The organism is Aeromonas sp. S41-2, assembly GCF_027705845.1.
In the GTDB taxonomy this organism is placed as follows: domain Bacteria; phylum Pseudomonadota; class Gammaproteobacteria; order Enterobacterales; family Aeromonadaceae; genus Aeromonas; species Aeromonas hydrophila.
In genome coordinates, this window is sequence record NZ_JAPDCG010000008.1 from 63173 (window position 1) to 79613 (window position 16441).

Below are 16441 nucleotides of genomic sequence, written 5' to 3' on the forward strand. Positions count from 1 at the left end.
CGCCGGCAACTTTGTATAAAAACATGGTTCGACAATGAGAATGCTCAAACCCTTGCTGCTTGGAGTGCTGGTGCTGCTCACCGGTTGTCACAAACAAGACGACGCGTCCAGGACGGGACTCATCTATTGTGCCGAAGGCTCGCCCCAGACCTTCAATCCCCAGGTCTCCAATTCCGGGGTGACCCTGGATGCCAGCTCGCGCCCGCTCTACGACCGTCTGCTGGAGGTGAACCCCAACACCCTGGCGCTGGAGGGAGGGCTCGCCACCCGCTGGAGCACCAGCGAAGATGGTCTCTTCTATACCCTGACCCTGCGCAAGGGCGTCACCTTTCACCACACCCCCTGGTTCAACCCCTCGCGCCCCCTCAACGCCGACGACGTGGTGTTCACCTGGCAGCGGCTGCTCGACAAGCAGCACCCCTATCACGATGTCTCCGGCGGCGAATACCCCTACTTCTACAGCCTGGGGCTGGATCAGCTGATCAAGCGGGTCTACAAGAAGGGCACGGATCAGGTGGTATTCGAGCTGAACCGGCCGGATGCCTCCTTCCTCGCCACCCTGGCCAGCGACTACGCCATCGTACTCTCCGCCGAGTATGCCGGGCAGTTGCAAAAGGCCGGCACCCCGGGGCTCATCGACAGCCGCCCGGTGGGCACCGGGCCGTTCAGCTTCAAGGAGTATCGCCACAACGAGTATGTGCGCTACCTACGCCACCCCGGTTACTGGGGCGGCGAGGCCAAAATCGAGCAGCTCATCTACGACATCACTCCCAAATCGTCCAAGCGGCTGGCCAAGCTGCTGACCGGCGAGTGCGACGTGATGAGCACCCCCTCCGCCAGCCAGCTGTCGGTGATCGACCAGGATCCCGACCTCAGCCTGACGGTGCAGTCCGGCATGAACGTCGCCTTCCTCGCCCTCAATACCCGCAAGGCACCGTTCAACAAGGTGCAGGTGCGCCAGGCCATCGCCAGTGCCATCAACATCGACAACCTGCTGCAGGCGGTCTATTTCGAGACGGGCCAGCCCGCCAACAGCCTGCTGCCGCCGCTCTCCTGGGGTTACAACCCCTCCCTGCCGATGCGCCAGCCGGACCTCAAGCGGGCGCGCCAGCTGCTCAAGGAGGCAGGACTGGAGCAAGGGTTCGAGATGCAAGTGCTGGTGCAGCCGGGCTCGCGTGCCTACAACCCGGATGCCCTCAAAACCGCCCAGCTGATGCGAAGCGACCTGGCCAAGGTCGGCATCAAGCTCAAAATCGTGCAGCAGGAGTGGCCGGTCATCGAGGCCCGCCTCGCCCAGGGCCAGTACGACAGCCTGCTCAGCGGCTGGATTGCCGACAACGCCGACCCGGACAACTTCTTTCGCCAGCTGCTGAGCTGCGCCGCCGTCGAGCGCGGCAACAACTACAGCCGCTGGTGCAGCCCGGCGTTTGATCAGCTGCTGGACGATGCGGTGACCACGCCCCAGCTGGCATTCAGGCTGCGCAACTACTACTACGCCCAGACCCTGCTCAACGAGCAGATGCCGCTCATTCCGCTGGCCCATGCCCTGCGCACCCAGGTCAGCCGCAGCGACATCGAGGGGCTCTCCCTGATGCCCTTTGGCGGCACCGTCTTCAACCAGGCCTATCGGGAGTAAGCATGTTTCTCTATATCCTGCGTCGCATCAATCTGCTGCTCATCACCCTGCTGGCGCTGACCTTTGTCGCCTACCTGCTGGACGTGCGCCTCATCGGCCAGCAGGCCAGCTTCTGGAGCGGCTACCCCGACTTCCTGCGCCGCATTCTGGACGGAGATTTGGGCCTCTCCAGCGTCTCCGGCCTGCCGGTACTGGACGAGATCCGTCACTACTTCCCCGCCACCCTGATCCTCTGCGTGGCAGCCTTCGCCATCTCGCTGCTGGTGGGCATTCCGCTCGGCACCCTGGCGGCCCTCTCCCAGGGCAAGCCACTCGATCTCACCATCATGACCGCCGGCCTCATCGGCTACGCGGTGCCGGTGTTCTGGCTGGCGCTGCTGGTAGTGATGTTCTTCTCGCTGGATCTGGGCTGGCTGCCCGCCTCCGGCCAGATCAGCCTGCTCTATGACGTGCCCTCCATCACCGGCATCGCCCTCATCGACGTGCTGATGAGCCACGAGCCCTGGCGCCAGGCCGCCCTGCACGACGCCCTGCGCCACCTGATCCTGCCCTCGCTGGTACTGGCGGTGGTGCCCACCACCGAGGTGATCCGCCACGTGCGCAGCTCCCTCATCGACGTGATGAAGCAGAACTACATCAAGGCGGCGGCCAGCCGCGGCCTCTCCCGTCGCCAGATCGTCTGGCGTCACGGCCTCAAGAACGCCCTGCCGCCGGTGCTGCCGCTGCTGGGCCTGCAACTGGGCAGCGTGCTCACCTCCGCCATGATCACCGAGGTGGTGTTCGAGTGGCACGGCATCGGCCGCTGGCTCATCAACAGCATCGCCTTGCAGGACTACGCCGCCATCCGCGGTGCCACCCTGGTGGTGGCCAGCTTCGTCATCTTCATCAGCGTCAGCACCGAGCTGCTCACCACCATCATCTACCCGGCGCGGCGCAAAGAACTCTATGCAAAACAAGACTGAACGTGCTCATGGCATGACCCGGAGCCAGGAATCCTATGCAAGACAAGACTAGCCTCTACCCCGAGCTCAAGATCCTCTCGCCGCTGGAGCAGACCTGGGCCTCCTATCGCCGCAATCCGCTGGCGATGGCAGGGCTCTGGTGCTTCGTGATCCTGCTGCTCATCACCCTGTTCGGCCCGCTGGTGGTGCCCTACGGCATCGACGAGCAGCACAGCGCCCGCTTGCTGCTGGCTCCCTCCTGGGCCAACAGCGGCAACATCGATTATTTCCTCGGTACCGACGATCTGGGGCGCGACATCCTCTCCCGGCTGGTGGTGGGTGCCAGGTTCACCTTTGGCAACGCCCTGCTGGTGGTGGTGATCGCCATGGTGGCGGGTACCGCCATCGGCATCCTCGGCGGCATGAGCAAGGGGCTCAAGTCGAGCGTGTTGCACCACCTGCTCGATACCCTGCTCTCCATCCCCTCCCTGCTGCTGGCCATCATCATGGTGGCCATTCTGGGGCCGGGTCTGTTCAACACCCTGATCGCCATCACCCTGGCGCTGATCCCTCCCTTCATCCGGGCCACCTACAACGCGGTCCACACCGAGATGCAGAAGGAGTACATCATCGCTAGCCGGCTCGATGGCTCGCCCCCCTTGCGCATCATGCGGCTGGCCATTTTGCCGAACATCGTCGAGACCCTGGTGGCCCAGACCACCCGCACCCTGTCGGCAGCCATCCTCGACATCTCGGCGGTGGGCTTTCTCGGCCTCGGCGCCCAGTCACCACAACCGGAATGGGGCGCCATGCTGGCCGACTCGAGCGATCTCATCTATCTCGCCCCCTGGACCGTGACCCTGCCGGGCATGGCCATCCTGTTCAGCGTGCTGGTCACCAATCTAGTAGGTGAAGGCATTCGCGAAGCACTCAAAGAGGGGAACGACTAATGCCTCTGCTCGATATACGCAACCTCACCATCGAGATCGACACCCCGCAGGGCAAGGTCAAGGCGGTAGACAAGGTGAGCCTGACCCTGGCCGAGGGGGAGATCCGCGGCCTGGTGGGCGAATCCGGCTCCGGCAAGAGCCTGGTGGCCAAGGTGATCGTCGGCATCCAGAAGGACAACTGGACGGTGCGCGCCGACCGGATGCGCTTCAACGACATGGACTTGCTGACCATGGCGCCCCGCGAGCGGCGCCGCATCATGGGCCGCGAGATCGCCATGATCTTCCAGGACCCCATCAGCTGTCTCGATCCTTCCGAGGAGATCGGCACCCAGCTGGAAGAGGCGATCCCGACCGACTCGTTCGAAGGGCAGTTCTGGCAGCGCTTCCAGTGGCGCAAGAAGAAGGCCATCGCCTTGCTGCACCGGGTCGGCGTCAAGGATCACCGCAAGGTGATGCGGGCCTACCCTCACGAGCTGTCGGACGGCATGTGCCAGAAGGTGATGATCGCCATGGCCATCGCCAACCAGCCGCGCCTGCTGGTGGCGGACGAGCCCACCAGCGCCATGGAGTCCACCACCCATTCGCAGATCCTGCGGCTGCTGGACAAGATGAACAAGCTGGGCAACACCACCATCCTCATCATCAGCAACGACATCGCCGCCATCGCCAACCTGACCGACACCATCAACGTGATGTATTGCGGCCAGATGGTGGAGGTGGGCACCCGGGAGCAGATCCTGGAGACGCCGCACCACCCCTATACCGATGCGCTGCTCAAGTCGATCCCCGACTTTGACAAGCTGGTGCGCCACAAGTCGCGCCTGGAAACCCTGCCCGGCGTCATTCCGCCGCTGCAGCACCTGCCCATCGGTTGCCGGCTCGGCCCCCGCTGCCCCTACGCCCAGAAGCAATGCGTGCAGACCCCGCTGATGAGCAAGATCAAGGGGCACCAGTTCAGCTGCCACTTCCCGTTGAACATGGAAGAGCCCAAAAAGTGAATTCAATCCCGTATCAGAGCGTGGCAGCATGCCCTCTCACCAAGGAGCCAGGACAGTGATCGAACCCTCCCTGTTGCAGGTCAGGGGCCTGTGCAAGACCTATCAGAACCGCACCGGCCTGTTTCGACGCCGGGCGGTGGAAGCCATCAAGCCGCTCTCCTTTGATCTCGAGGTGGGCCAGACCCTGGCCATCGTCGGCGAGGCTGGCTCCGGCAAGAGCACCCTGGCCCGCATTCTGGCGGGCATGATAGAGCCGAGCGGTGGCGAGATCGCCATCGAGGGGCAGCCGATGATCCACGGCGATTATCAGACCCGCTGCAAGCTGCTGCGGATGATCTTCCAGGACCCCAACTCCTCCCTCAACCGCAAGATCCGGGTCGGCCAGATCCTGGAGACGCCGCTGCGCCTCAACACCGAGATGACCGAGGAGGAGCGCCGCGACAAGGTGGTGCAGACTCTGCGCATGGTAGGCATGCTGGCGGACCACGCCCTCTTCTATCCGCAGATGCTCTCCGCCGGTCAGCAGCAGCGGGTGGCGCTGGCACGGGCGCTGATCCTCAACCCCAAGATCGTGGTGGCCGACGAGGCGCTCTCTACCCTGGATATCTCGGTGCGCTCCCAGATCATCAACCTGCTGCTGGAGATGCAGGAGACCATGGGGCTGAGCTATGTGCTGGTGGCCAACGATCTGGGGGTGGTGAGCCACATCAGCGACGAGGTGCTGGTGATGCACGAAGGGCGGGTGGTGGAGCGCGGCAAGACCCTCAAGGTGTTCGCCGATCCCCAGCACGAGGTGACCCGGCGCCTTATCCAGAACTACAACAACGAATACCGCCGCTGATCCGCGCCCGGCGGCTCGCCGCCGGCCCTTGCCCGCCGTTATCGCGCCTGAAAAAGAGACAAAAAAATCCCGGCTCAGAGGCCGGGAATTGCGCTCAAAAATGAATGCGTCGCTCGTAGTAGGAACGCTGCAATGGTAGGCAGCGCCCTGCCCATCAACAACTGTCAGATCTGACAGGAAGACCGCTATGGAACCGGAACTGCGGATCCGGCGAGCGGATCAGCTCCGCCTCCACCTGGCCGAAGAAGGCCACCCGTTCACTGATATCCTCCCCCGCATATTGCTCGGCCAGCGCCAGATAGTCCTGGTAGTGGCGCGCCTCGGAGCGCAGCAAGGAGACGTAGAAACGGCCCAGCTCCTCGTCCAGATGGGGTGCCAGCTTGGCAAAACGCTCGCAGGAGCGTGCCTCGATATAGGCGCCGATGATCAGCTTGTCGACGATGGTGGCGGGTTCGTGGGTGCGCACATGCTGCATCAGGTTGCGGGCATAGCGGGAGGCGGTCACCGGGCCATAGGGAATGTCGCGGGCCTGCATGATCTCCAGCACCTGCTCGAAGTGATGCAGCTCCTCCTGAATGAGCCGCACCATGGGAAACAGCAGCGGATTGCGGGACAGCTCCTCGAACACGGTGCGATCAGACTCCCCCATGCTGCGCTTGCCCAGGATCTCGGCCTTCTCCGGGATGGCATCCAGCTCCCGATAGAACTCCAGCTTGGGCAGCAGATGACGCTTGCCCTTGGGCAGGCAGTAGCGGCGCACCAGGCTGTGGGCGGTCAGCGCGGCCTTGTTTTCGCAGTTGGCGTGATCGATGAGCAGGGTCGGCAACCAGGCGGGATCCCGCGCCATCTCGATCCACGCATCCGGGGTCTCGCAGTGCAAAAACTGGCGCACAGGGGCTAGCAGGTCATCCATCTGAATTCTCGTCTGTTCGGGTTGATACGGCGGCGGACCATGCTAGCGGATCCCGCCGCCACTGCCCATAGCTACGGGTACAAACGCTGCTTTTTCAAGCAGATGCGGGCCCTTTTCGGCGAGCGGAAACAACAATGGGGGCCAAGGCCCCCATCTCGTTGCAACACCCCAGCGTGGAAAACGTTTAACTGCCTTCGTTAAAAATTTCCAGGTTGCTGGTGCCTTCCTGCCACTCGCGCACCGCCTTGTTGTCATCGCTGCGCATGGCGTTGAGGTGGTCGAGGTAGGATTGATCCACGTCGGAGGTGACGTAATGGCCGTTGAACACCGAGGTTTCGAAGTGGCGCAGCTCGGGGTTGATCTCCCGCACCGCCGCTTCCAGATCTTCCAGATCCTGGAAGATGAGGCCGTCGGCGCCAATCAGCTTGCACACCTCTTCCACTTCCCGGCCGTGGGCGATCAGCTCGTTGGCGGTGGGCATGTCGATGCCGTAGACGTTGGGGAAGCGAATTTCCGGCGCCGCCGAGGCGAAGTAGACCTTGGCTGCCCCCGCTTCACGGGCCATCTGGATGATCTGCTCGGAAGTGGTCCCGCGCACGATGGAATCATCCACCAGCAACACCTTCTTGCCCTTGAACTCGGAGCTGATGGCATTGAGCTTGCGGCGCACCGACTTCTTGCGCTGGGTCTGGCCCGGCATGATGAAGGTACGGCCGATGTAGCGGTTCTTCACGAAGCCCTGACGGTACGGCAAGTCCAGGGTGTGGGCGATCTCCAGCGCCACGTCGCAGGAGGTCTCGGGGATGGGGATGACCACGTCCACGTCGAGATCTTCCCACTCGCGGGCAATCTTCTGGCCCAGCTTGCGACCCATGTTGAGGCGGGCGGCGTAGACCGACACCTTGTCGATGCACGAATCAGGGCGAGCGAAGTAGACGTATTCGAAGATGCAGGAGCTCATCTGCGGGTTCTCCGCACACTGCTCGGAGAAGAGCTGGCCCTGCTCGGTGATGTAGATGGCCTCCCCCGGCGCGACGTCGCGCACCGTCTCGAAACCGATGGCGTCAAGCGCCACGCTCTCGGAGGCAAGCATGTACTCCACCTGCCCCTGCTCGTCGACCCGGCGGCCGAGGATCAGCGGGCGAATGCCGTTGGGGTCGCGAAAACCGATGAGACCGTGGCCGATCACCAGGGAAACCACGGCATAGGCACCGCGGATCTGCTGGTGCACCTTGCGCACCGCCGAGAAGATGTCTTCCGGGCGCAGCGCCATCTTGTCACAGCGATCCAGCTCGTGCGCCAGCACGTTCAGCAGCACCTCGGAGTCCGAGGTGGTGTTGATGTGGCGACGGGCCACCTTGAACTGCTGCTCCTTGAGCTCCTTGGCGTTGGTGAGGTTGCCGTTGTGGGCCAGCACCATGCCGTAGGGGGAGTTCACGTAAAAAGGTTGGGCTTCAGCGGCACTGGAGCTGCCTGCGGTGGGATATCTGACATGTCCTATGCCGATATGCCCTTTCAAGCGCTGCATGTGACGCACTTCAAACACGTCCTTCACCAGGCCGTTGGCCTTGCGTTGCCGGAAGTTTCCACTGTCAATGGTCACGATCCCGGCGGCATCCTGTCCCCTGTGCTGCAACACCGTCAAGGCGTCGTAGAGGGCCTGATTGACGGGGGTGGTGCCAACTATACCGACAATACCACACATGTCTTTGCTACCTCGAAGTCACTATACCTGTTTAAGAAAACTCGATGAGTTCAGCATGAACCCGAAAAACCACTGGATGACCGGCTTGAACTCGGGCACCAGCTTGGACGCCGTCCACCAGTCGCTCTGGGAGAGGTTGGTGAAGGTATCCATGAAAAAAAGCAGGGCACTGACGATCAGTACCCCGCGAATAGCGCCAAAACAGATGCCAAGCACCCGATCGGTCCCGGACAGCCCCGTCTTGTCCACCAGCAGCCCCACCACGTAGTTCACCACGCTGCCGAGGATCAGGGTCGCCACGAACAGGGCGGCGATGGCCAGGCCGTTGCGCACCAGCGGGTCGCTGAACGAGGTGAAGTAGATGGCGAGATCCGAATAGAAATGGCTGGCGATGAAGAAGGCGACGAACCAGGTGACAAGGGACATGGCCTCCTTGACGAAGCCGCGCACCAGGCTGATGAGAGCAGAGAAACCGACGATGCCGATGATGGCGTAATCAATCCAGACCATAGAAAAAGATGTCCTGCGAAATTGCGGCGCAGTCTAACAAAAACGATTGCGCAATGCTTGATAAAAATGTGTTAACGGTTCAAACAGGCGGCGAACCAGCGCATTCACGGCCCATTGAAACGGTTGACCGACGCCAGAATGCACAACGCCATGGCATGCCATGGCGTTGTCGTCTGCAATGAGCGCTTACCCGATGTGGGTCAGGCCGCCCATGTAGGATTGCAGCGCCGCCGGAATGGCGATGCGGCCGTCTTCCTGCTGGTAGTTCTCGATCACCGCCACCAGGGTGCGACCCACTGCCAGGCCGGAGCCATTCAGGGTGTGCAGCAGCTGCGGCTTGCCATCGATGCGCACACGAGCCTGCATGCGGCGCGCCTGGAAGTCGGTGCAGTTGGAGACGGAGGAGATCTCGCGGTAGGTGTTCTGGGCCGGCAGCCACACTTCCAGATCGTAGGTCTTGGCCGCGCAGAAGCCCATGTCACCAGTGGAGAGCGCCATCACGCGATACGGCAGCTCCAGCAGCTGCAGCACCTTCTCGGCGTGACCCGCCATCTCTTCCAGCGCTTCCCAGGATTTCTCCGGGTGCACCAGCTGGACCATCTCGACCTTGTCGAACTGGTGCATGCGGATGAGGCCACGGGTGTCACGACCGTAGGAGCCGGCTTCGGAACGGAAGCAGGGGCTGTGGGCGGTCATCTTGATGGGCAGTTCCTGCTCGTCAAAGATCTCGTCGCGGGCCATGTTGGTGAGCGGCACTTCGGAGGTCGGGATCAGGGAGAACTTGCGAACCTTGCCCTCTTCTTCCCCTTCGCCGTCGATGCCGGTATTGAACAGGTCCTGGGAGAACTTCGGCAGCTGGCCGGTGCCGTACAGGCTGTCCGGGTTGACCAGATAGGGCACGTAGCACTCGGTGTAACCGTGCTGCAGGGTATGCAGGTCCAGCATGAACTGGGCCAGGGCGCGGTGCAGACGGGCAATCTGGCCCTTCATCACCACGAAGCGGGAGCCGGAGAGCTTGACGCCGTTCTTGAAGTCAACGCCCTTGGCCGCTTCACCCAGATCGATGTGATCGCGTACCGGGAAGCTGAACTCGCGCGGGGTGCCCCAGCGGCGCACTTCCACGTTGTCGTTCTCGTCACGACCAACCGGGGTGGTGTCGCTCGGCAGGTTGGGGATGGCATCTGCGATGACCTTCAGCTCGGCCAGCAGGGCATCCAGCTCGACCTTGCTGGTCTCGAGCTCTTCGTTGATCTTGGTGACCTCGGCCTTGAGCGGGGCAACATCTTCGCCACGACGGGCAGCCTCACCGATGGATTTGGAGCGGGCGTTGCGCTCGGCCTGCAGCTCCTGGGTACGGGACTGCAGATCCTTGCGTTTCTCTTCCAGAGCATTGACAGCCGCTACGTCCAGAACGTAGCCACGTGTCGCCAGACGAGCGGCAGCTTCGGCGATATCGCTGCGCAGATATTTGGGATCCAGCATGGTTTACCTACTTTTTTAAAATGGGATCTGGGCCTGAGTCATCATGACGGGCTGGAAAACAGATCCGGAAGTTAACATCGGTTGGCGCACCCCTGTCGTCTTTCAGAATCGGGCCTATGGTGAGCAGGCCTTCGAAATCAAGAAGATGGCACCAGGCCAAGACAAGCGGGGTCAGAGGGCCAGTGTATCAGACCGCCCCCCCGCCCGAACAGGGACTATTGCGCCCGTTTTGCCCTGTTTTCCGGGGGATGACGACCTGGATCAAATCGGCTGACCAATTAACGCGCAACCCGGCAAGACAGACCCGGGAGAGGCTCGCTACCAGCCGCCATTGCATCACTATTTGTCCCGTTGCCGCGGGCTCTGCCGATCCAGTTCATGCAGATAGTCGAGCTTCTGGCCAATCTGCTTCTCAAGACCGCGATCAGTGGGCTGATAGTACTGCTTGCCGGCCAGCTCGGGCGGGAAGTACTGCTCGCCGGCGGCATAGGCACCTGGCTCGTCGTGGGCGTAACGGTACTCGGCGCCATAGCCCAGCTCGCTCATCAGCTTGGTCGGTGCGTTGCGCAGGTGCGGCGGCACCTCGAAGTCCGGCAGGTTCTTGGCATCGTGAAGCGCCGCCTTCCAGGCGGTGTAGACCGCATTGCTCTTGGGCGCGCAGGCGAGGTAGACAATCGCCTGGGCGATGGCCCGCTCCCCTTCCGCCGGTCCGATGCGGTGGAAACAGTCCCAGGCCGAGAGCGCCACCTGCATGGCACGGGGATCCGCGTTGCCCACGTCCTCGGAGGCGATGGCCAACAGCCGGCGGGCAATATAGAGCGGATCGCAACCGGCACTCACCATACGGGCATACCAGTAGAGCGCCGCATCCGGCGCCGAGCCGCGAATGGATTTGTGCACCGCCGAGATGAGGTCGTAGAAGTGATCCCCCCCCTTGTCGAAGCGCGCCACGTGCTCCCCCACCACGGCGGCCAGCAGGGTGCTATCGATCAGCTTGTGGCCGCAGCCGTCGGGCTCGGCCATGTCGGCCAGCAGCTCCAGGTAGTTGAGGGACTTGCGCCCGTCTCCATCCACTGCCTTGGCCAGCGCCTCCTTCACCCCGGGGGCGAAGGTCAGCGCCGGATCATTGAGCCCGCGAGCGTCCAGCATCGCCTGATCGATCAGGGTGAGGATGTCCTCCTCCTCCAGTCGCTTGAGCAGATAGACCCGGGCCCGGGAGAGCAGCGCGTTGTTGAGTTCGAAGGAGGGGTTTTCGGTGGTGGCGCCGATGAAGGTGATGGTGCCATCTTCGATGTGAGGCAGGAACACATCCTGCTGGCTCTTGTTGAAACGGTGCACCTCGTCCACGAACAGGATGGTACGCACCCCGCGCCAGCTGTTCTCCTTGGCCTTGTCGATGGCGGCCCGGATCTCCTTGATGCCGGAGGTGACCGCCGAGAGGCGCTCGACCTCGGCCTGGCAGTAATGCGCCATCAGCTCGGCCAGCGTGGTCTTGCCGGTGCCGGGAGGCCCCCACAGGATCATGGAGTGGCAGTGGCCGGCCAGGATCGCTTTGCGCAGGGGCTTGTCAGGCCCCAGGATATGTTGCTGACCTATGTACTGCTCGAGGGTTTGCGGCCGCATCCGGGCCGCCAATGGACGAAAGTCCGACGAGAAATCCAGCGACAAGTTGCTCATCTGTATTGACCGTTCAGTATCACGCATACCGCCATGGAAAAACGGCCAGACCAGACATCCAATAAGGGGTTACTCATCTGTATTGCCCCCCAGCGTCACGCCCATCGCCATTGGCAGACGGGCTGACCAGAAATCCAGCGACCGCCGGCTCATCAGCGCTGGTCGTCCAGCGCGACCCCCGCAGGCGTCTTGAAGACAAATTCGTTGCCCTTGAGCACCGGCTTGCGGTTGAAGTTGCTCAGGGTGAACTCGCTCCACTGGCCCTGGGCCTCTTTCACGTCAAAGCGGCTGATGTTGTTCTGCCTGTCGAAGGTGATGCGGAAGGAGGCGATCAGCTCGTCCTGGTTGCGACTGGTGACGGTGTAAACATCCCCTTCCTGGGTCACGTCATAGTTCTTCCAGAGGCTGTTGTCGTTACCGGCGATCAGCACGAAGGGGGTGTTGAGCACCGCATCCTTCATCTTGAGGGCGGTCACCTGCTCGACGAAGGGATCATAGACCCAGACATCCTTGCCATCGGCCACGATCAGGCTCTCGTCCGGCGAGGTGGTGTGCCAGTTGAAGCGATTGGGGCGCTGTACCAGCAGATCACCGCCGGCGCGCTGCAGCTCCTTGCCCTTGCTGTCATAGACGGTCTGGGCAAACTTGGCGGAGAAGAGGCTCACCCCCGCCAGCTTCTGCTTGAGATCGCTGGCCGCATCGGCCCACACCTGGCTGCTGGCAACCAGCAGCACAGTGCCCATCAACAGTTGTTTTTTCATCATGCTTTTCATAACGGCTATCTCGATAAAAGGCCACGCCCGCAGGGGGCATGGCCAGGATGATAGAGGGGTGAGGCTTAGTCCCGTACCGGTGGCGGGGCCAGCACGTCGCGCTGACCATTGCCGCCCGGGGCGCTGACGATGCCCTGGTTTTCCATCTGCTCGATGAGACGGGCCGCCCGGTTGTAACCAATCTTGAACTTGCGCTGCACGCTGGAGGTCGAGCCGCGGCGCGACTCCACCACGAAGGCCACCGCCTCGTCGAACAGGGGGTCGAGCTCTTCGTCGTCACCACCGCCATATTCGCCGCTGCCGCCCTCGCCGCCGGATTCACCGGAGAGGATCTCCTCGATGTAGTTCGGCTCGCCGCGCAGTTTCCAGTCCGCCACCACCTTGTGCACCTCGTGGTCATCGACAAAGGCGCCGTGCACCCGGGTCGGGTTGGAGGTACCGGCCGGCATGTAGAGCATGTCGCCCATGCCGAGCAGGGATTCCGCGCCGCCCTGATCGATGATGGTACGGGAGTCGATCTTGCTCGATACCTGGAACGAGATACGGGTCGGGATGTTGGCCTTGATAAGACCGGTAATGACATCCACCGACGGACGCTGGGTCGCGAGGATCAGGTGAATACCGGCCGCCCGCGCCTTCTGGGCGATACGGGCGATCAGCTCCTCCACCTTCTTGCCGACGATCATCATCATGTCGGCAAACTCGTCCACCACCACCACGATGTGGGGCAGTTTTTCCAGCTCAGGCGGCATCTGATCCATGGAGTCGCCCGGACGCCACAGCGGATCCAGCAGGGGTTCGCCCTCCTCGATGGCCGCCAGCACCTTGTCGTTGTAGCCCTTGAGGTTGCGCACCCCGACCGCCGACATCAGCTTATAGCGACGCTCCATCTCGCCCACGCACCAGCGCAGGGCGTTGGCGGCGTCCTTCATGTCGGTCACCACCTCGGTCAGCAGATGAGGGATCCCCTCGTAGACCGACAGCTCCAGCATCTTGGGGTCGATCATGATGAAGCGCAGATCGTCCGGCGTCGACTTGTAGAGCATGGAGATGATCATGGTGTTCACCCCCACCGACTTACCGGAGCCGGTGGTACCGGCCACCAGCAGGTGGGGCATCTTGGCGAGGTTCACCACCACGGGTTCGCCGGCGATGTCCTGACCCAACCCCATGGTGAGCGGGTTGCGGCTGTCGCGGAAGGCGTCGCAGTCGAGGGTCTCGCGCAGGTAGACAGTCTGACGCACCCGGTTGGGCAGCTCGATCCCGACGAACGTCTTGCCCGGGATCACTTCCACCACCCGCACGCTGCTGGCCGACAGAGAGCGGGCCAGATCGCGGGAGAGGTTGGTGATCTTGCTCGCCTTCATGCCAGGCGCCAGATCCAGTTCGAAACGGGTGATGACGGGGCCCGGATAGACGCCCACCACCTTAGCCTGCACGTTGTAATCGGCCAGTTTCGCCTCCACCAGCCGGCCCATGCGCTCCAGCTCGTCCTTGCTCATCATCTGGGTCTTGGCAGGCGGACGGTCCAGCAACTCGATGCTCGGCAAGGGGGGCAGCCCAGGTTGCAGGCGGCGCTTGGGCTTGCCGGGCGTGGGAGCCGCCGGCGCTGGCGCCTCTTCATCCCCTTCTGCCCAGGGCAGATCCAGATCATCGTCCTCGTCATCGGCCGTCACCAGGGCAGGCTGACGACGGGCACCGTTGGTGGCGGCACGCTTGGCCTTTGCCACGGGAGTCGGCTCGTCATCTTCATCGTCAAACTGCGGGTCGAACTGGAAGGTATCCTCGTCAAGCTCGGGCAGCCACTCATCAGACTTGGCCTTCTGGCTCTTGGCAGCGGCCTTCTCCTTGGGACGACGGGTCCAGCTGGAGTGCGGTTCATCTTCCTCGTCATCGAGTTCGATGGCACCCACGCCCCCTTCCAGCAAGGGATCCGGCCCCTCAACGCGAGGCTGGCGCCAGCCACCGGTCAGCCAGCGGCCGAGGGTGGTGGGAAAATGGTAAACGGCGCTGACCGAACCGGTGCAGGCGGCGCCGATCCGCTCGACGATGGTCAGCCAGGACCAGCCGGTGAACAGGGTGATGCCGGTGGCCACGAAGCAGAGCAGCATCAGGTTGGCACCGACCCCGCCAAACAGCGGCACCACGGCGGAGGAGATCACGTCCCCCACCAGGCCGCCGGCGGAAAAATTCTGCAGATCATTGAAGTTCATGCTGGCGATGGCGGACATGCCGAGCACGGTCAGCACGAAACCGACGATGCGCACCGACAGGGTGAGGTAGTCCACATCGAGCAGCCGGCTTGGACGCCAGAACAGGCTCCAGCCCAGCAGCACGACCAGGGGGGGAACCAGATAGGAAAACGCCCCGAAGGTAAACATGGTGATGTCGGCGAGCCAGGCCCCCGCGCTGCCGGCGAGGTTTTTCACCTCCCCTTGCCAGGAGGTCTGGGACCAACCGGGATCGGCGGGGTGGTAGGACAACAGGGCAAGCAAGAGATAGGCAGCCATCAGAGTGATGGCGATCAAGACGGCTTCGAAGATCCGTTGTGTACCTGATAAAGGAGTAAACAGCTTTTTATCGGCCAAACTCCGGCTCCTTTCTGAAAACATGTAATGCAGGGGGATAAGGGGGCCTAGTATCCCTGAAAAGCCCACCGGTTGTCAGCCAGTGCCTGGCGTGGCGGCCATATTCACAACCGACTCGATAAGAAGAAACGAGCGGACCGGCCGCTCGTTTCTGAATGTCGTGACTTGTCGCAAGGCTGGCAAGCCACAGCATAACCCGACTCAACGGGTGCTGATCACCAGACGACTGCTCTGTTTGACCTCTTCCATCACCACATAGGTGCGAGTGTCGTTGACACCGGGCAGACGCAGCAGGGTTTCCCCCAGCAGACGGCGATAGGCCGACATGTCGCTGACTCGGGTCTTGAGCAGATAGTCGAAATCGCCGGAGACCAGATGGCACTCCTGGATCTCCTCGAGCACCTGAACAGCCTTGTTGAACTGTTCAAACACATCGGGGGCACCGCGATTGAGGGTAATTTCCACGAATACCAGCAGAGACGCGTCCAGATAATGAGGGTTCAGAATGGCGGCATACCCTTCGATATACCCTTGTCGCTCGAGGCGACGAACCCGTTCCAGACACGGTGTAGGACTCAGGCCAACTCGTTTGGACAACTCAACGTTCGAAATTCTGCCATCCTTTTGCAGCTCATTCAGAATGTTGCGGTCAATCCTGTCCAAATCCTTTAGCCGACTCTTAGCTTCCATCATTTATTCCATCCTTTGGCTATTTTTTGGTAAGAATCACCAGTCATTTTATAATTATGGTCACAAATCCTGTCAATACCTGAATATGCAAGGCGCAAATGTTGCCAAACTAGCTTGCAACATAAACCACCAATCGATAGTCGAGGGATAGCATGATTATCGGTGTACCTAAAGAAATAAAAAACCATGAATACCGCGTAGGCATGGCTGTGGCCAGTGTACGTGAACTGACAGCACGAAACCATACTGTTTTCGCCCAAAGCGGCGCAGGAAGCGGCATTGATTCAGGTGGTGCAGATTATCGCGCTGCCACTGTCGCTATTTTGTCCTGCATTGCAGCAATTTTCACCGCGGCCGGCGTATCCATCAGACTCAAAACATAACGACTCCCCCTCCCTGCGTCTTCGTCGCAACTGCCCGGCAATGATTTGGCATTCGCCCTGCAGGATAACGAGAGGCCACCATCATGAATGTGCCCATCGGGAGAGCAGCCGGCAGCGAGGGCCACTGCGCCAAAACTTGTCAATCGCGTCTAGATCGCCGCCACACCAGCGGACAGGATCAGCCGGGCGGGCAACGCCCGCTGGCAAACACGGCTGCAAGCGCCCTTCCCCACCTTATCAATAGAAATACGCGCCACGCCCGGCAAGTGCCAGCGGATACCAAGCGCCACCTCTCACATCACCATGACGAGAGAGCTAGAGAGAGCCATTTAGATCCTCACAAGGCGCACCGGG

14 protein-coding genes are annotated in these 16441 nt (G+C 61.9%); 6 read left to right on the forward strand and 8 right to left on the reverse strand.

What is annotated here, in order from left to right:
• The first annotated feature begins 40 nt into the window (after window positions 1-40).
• The 5 genes from sapA to OKC44_RS17305 are packed head-to-tail and all read left to right on the forward strand — an operon-like array spanning window position 41 to window position 5366.
• The gene (sapA, locus tag OKC44_RS17285; RefSeq protein ID WP_162517119.1) at window positions 41-1636 is read left to right on the forward strand and encodes an ABC transporter substrate-binding protein SapA; all 1596 of its coding nucleotides are present in this window, start codon (window positions 41-43) and stop codon (window positions 1634-1636) included.
• Between the two features lie 2 nt (window positions 1637-1638).
• On the forward strand, window positions 1639-2598 hold the full coding sequence (locus OKC44_RS17290; RefSeq protein ID WP_011705751.1) for an ABC transporter permease: 960 nt from the start codon (window positions 1639-1641) through the stop codon (window positions 2596-2598).
• A gap of 35 nt (window positions 2599-2633) precedes the next feature.
• Complete coding sequence (locus tag OKC44_RS17295; protein ID WP_011705750.1) at window positions 2634-3527, forward strand: ABC transporter permease subunit; 894 nt, start codon at window positions 2634-2636, stop codon at window positions 3525-3527.
• A complete protein-coding gene (locus tag OKC44_RS17300) occupies window positions 3527-4525 on the forward strand; it encodes a peptide ABC transporter ATP-binding protein (protein ID WP_005300065.1) in 999 nt (332 codons plus the stop codon). Before OKC44_RS17295 ends, OKC44_RS17300 begins: the two co-directional genes overlap by 1 nt.
• A 55-nt stretch (window positions 4526-4580) precedes the next feature.
• Complete coding sequence (locus OKC44_RS17305; protein ID WP_011705748.1) at window positions 4581-5366, forward strand: peptide ABC transporter ATP-binding protein; 786 nt, start codon at window positions 4581-4583, stop codon at window positions 5364-5366.
• A 154-nt stretch (window positions 5367-5520) separates the two neighbouring features.
• Here the strand turns inward: OKC44_RS17305 and miaE are convergent, their stop codons facing one another.
• The 8 genes from miaE to lrp form a co-directional block, all read right to left on the reverse strand.
• The gene (gene miaE / locus OKC44_RS17310) at window positions 5521-6279 is read right to left on the reverse strand and encodes a tRNA isopentenyl-2-thiomethyl-A-37 hydroxylase MiaE (protein WP_017409658.1); all 759 of its coding nucleotides are present in this window, start codon (window positions 6277-6279) and stop codon (window positions 5521-5523) included.
• Between the two features lie 184 nt (window positions 6280-6463).
• Window positions 6464-7984, reverse strand: coding sequence for an amidophosphoribosyltransferase (gene purF / locus OKC44_RS17315; protein ID WP_049048612.1), 1521 nt, complete (start codon window positions 7982-7984; stop codon window positions 6464-6466).
• A gap of 21 nt (window positions 7985-8005) precedes the next feature.
• Window positions 8006-8494: a CvpA family protein gene (locus OKC44_RS17320; protein ID WP_011705745.1), complete on the reverse strand. Its 489-nt coding sequence runs from the start codon at window positions 8492-8494 to the stop codon at window positions 8006-8008.
• A 186-nt stretch (window positions 8495-8680) separates the two neighbouring features.
• Window positions 8681-9976, reverse strand: a complete 1296-nt coding sequence (serS, locus tag OKC44_RS17325) for a serine--tRNA ligase (RefSeq protein ID WP_011705744.1) — start codon at window positions 9974-9976, stop codon at window positions 8681-8683.
• A 339-nt stretch (window positions 9977-10315) separates the two neighbouring features.
• A complete protein-coding gene (locus OKC44_RS17330; protein ID WP_270814309.1) occupies window positions 10316-11653 on the reverse strand; it encodes a replication-associated recombination protein A in 1338 nt (445 codons plus the stop codon).
• Between the two features lie 152 nt (window positions 11654-11805).
• Window positions 11806-12414 (reverse strand): outer membrane lipoprotein chaperone LolA, encoded by a 609-nt coding sequence (gene lolA, locus OKC44_RS17335; RefSeq protein ID WP_042066569.1) that lies wholly within the window; start codon window positions 12412-12414, stop codon window positions 11806-11808.
• Between the two features lie 77 nt (window positions 12415-12491).
• Window positions 12492-15014 (reverse strand): DNA translocase FtsK, encoded by a 2523-nt coding sequence (locus OKC44_RS17340; RefSeq protein ID WP_201354157.1) that lies wholly within the window; start codon window positions 15012-15014, stop codon window positions 12492-12494.
• A 201-nt stretch (window positions 15015-15215) separates the two neighbouring features.
• Complete coding sequence (gene lrp, locus OKC44_RS17345) at window positions 15216-15707, reverse strand: leucine-responsive transcriptional regulator Lrp (RefSeq protein WP_005300047.1); 492 nt, start codon at window positions 15705-15707, stop codon at window positions 15216-15218.
• Window positions 15708-15856: 149 nt separating this feature from the next.
• Here lrp and OKC44_RS17350 point away from each other — a divergent pair, with 149 nt between their 5' ends.
• A complete protein-coding gene (locus OKC44_RS17350; protein WP_077095948.1) occupies window positions 15857-16087 on the forward strand; it encodes an alanine dehydrogenase in 231 nt (76 codons plus the stop codon).
• The last annotated feature ends 354 nt before the right edge of the window (window positions 16088-16441 follow it).